At 33.2% G+C, this 1,971-nt stretch carries 1 protein-coding gene; it reads left to right on the top strand.

Features of this window, described 5'->3' with window-relative positions:
- Positions 1–1,962: ATP-binding protein (locus ABLT31_RS38415; protein WP_367760981.1), on the top strand; the 1,962-nt coding region annotated here is incomplete at its 5' end.
- Positions 1,963–1,971 lie beyond the last annotated feature (9 nt).

The following is a 1,971-nucleotide window of genomic DNA, read 5'->3' on the forward strand; positions in this document are numbered from 1 at the left end:
TATTCGATAGTGTACTACTCTTGGATCCTACTCATTGATAATCAATATTTGAAATATACAGGAGGAAGTATTCTTTCCACTATAGCACCTATAATGGCAGGTATTTTCTTTTATCTCAATATAAAGAGATTGAAGGGAAAGGAAAGGGATTTTTGGATTATTCTATTTATTAGTTGTTTCAGTTGTTTTATAGCTGAGTTACTATGGAGATTCCATATCGTTTTTACTGGCACGGACTATTTCTTCCCTGGCTGGGCGGATTTGTTTTGGATAATTAATTTACTATTTTATGCTTTCGCTTTGCTGTACAAAGTACATGAAAGAAGAAAACAATATCGCGTCATACAAATGTTCTTTGATTCCTTTATGATTTTAACAGTTTTGACATCCATAAGCTGGGTGTATTTTTTAGAACCTATTCTACATCGGAAAGAATTGCCCTTGTTGTTGAGTTTGATTTCTTTAGCTTATCCAATCGCCCATTTAGGAGTTCTATTAGGGGTAATTATGCTTTTTTTATCTTATAGGAATATTATTCCGCCAAAGATGTTATTTTTACATTTAAGCGGTATGATAATATATGTTATCTCTGATACCATATACCTCTATAAATCTATCTATGAACAATATGAATTTTACACGGTTCTGACACCAGTTTGGAGTGTTGCTCTTTTACTGATCGGTTTATCCAGTTTTTACGACACTGAATCAAAAACTGAGGAGATAGAAATAACAGGTTCAAATTTGTTAAGCTATTTACGTATGTTTCTGCCCTATTGCAGTATTTTGATTCTGCTTATATTAGCAATTTTAAATATGAATTATATAGAAAGTATCATAGTTGGAGGGATTGTTGTTTTAATTCTTATTGTCATTCGACAAATTTTAACTTTGCTCGAAAATGAATCGTTACTCAGGCAACTCCGGCTGATGAATCATACATTAGAAAAAACAAAATGTAAATTAACAAAAAGTGAACAACGCTACAGATCTCTTTTTGAAAACCATCCCAATGCTGTTTATCTTTTTGACTCGACTGGAAAGAGTAAGGCTATAAATAAAGCTGCTAAATCCTTTATCAATGGTACTATTCATGATCAAACACAATTGTTAGTTCATTTTCAAAAAGCCATGGGAGGAGAATCACAGCATTTTGAAAGGTCAATTCTTCATCAAGAGGGATATACTGTTCCGTGTAATATTACCTTTGTTCCTGTCATCATTGATGGTAAAACTAACGGACTGTTTGGCATTTATCAAGACCTATCGGAGAAAAAAAGAACAGAGGAACTTTTACGGAAATCAGAAAAGCTAGCTGTAGCTAGCCAATTGGCTGCCGGAGTTGCCCATGAAATCAGAAATCCGCTAACATCTATTAAGGGATTTCTTCAGCTAATTGAAGAAGGATTGTTCAAGCCAAGTTACATGGATATTCTCAAATCCGAATTAAACCGTATTGAATCGATATTGAATGAGTTTCTAACAATCGCTAAACCGCATCAGGAAAGCTTATTTGTTAGATCCAATATCTGTAACATATTAGAAAATGTGATTCAGTTAATGAATACAAATGCTATTATGCGCAATATTCAAATCGTTGCGGATATCGATCCAGATATTCCTGAGATTGAATGTATAGAAAATCAACTTATTCAGGTGTTTATTAATATCATCAAAAATGCGGTGGAAGCTTCAGAAAACAATGGGAGAATTATAATTAGAGTAAAAAAGGAGGGAAACCAACAAATCGTCATTAGCTTTCAAGACCATGGTTGTGGAATATCCGAAGATCGAATCCATAAATTAGGAGAGCCTTTTTATTCTAATAAAGAGAAGGGAACAGGTCTAGGCTTGATGATTACATATAAAATTATCGAACATCATAAGGGAACTATTCAGGTTTCAAGTAAAGTAAATAAAGGCACGACTATAACGATCACATTGCCTTTAAGTCAAGAATAGTATAAATTC

It is taken from the genome of Ammoniphilus soli (assembly GCF_040813775.1).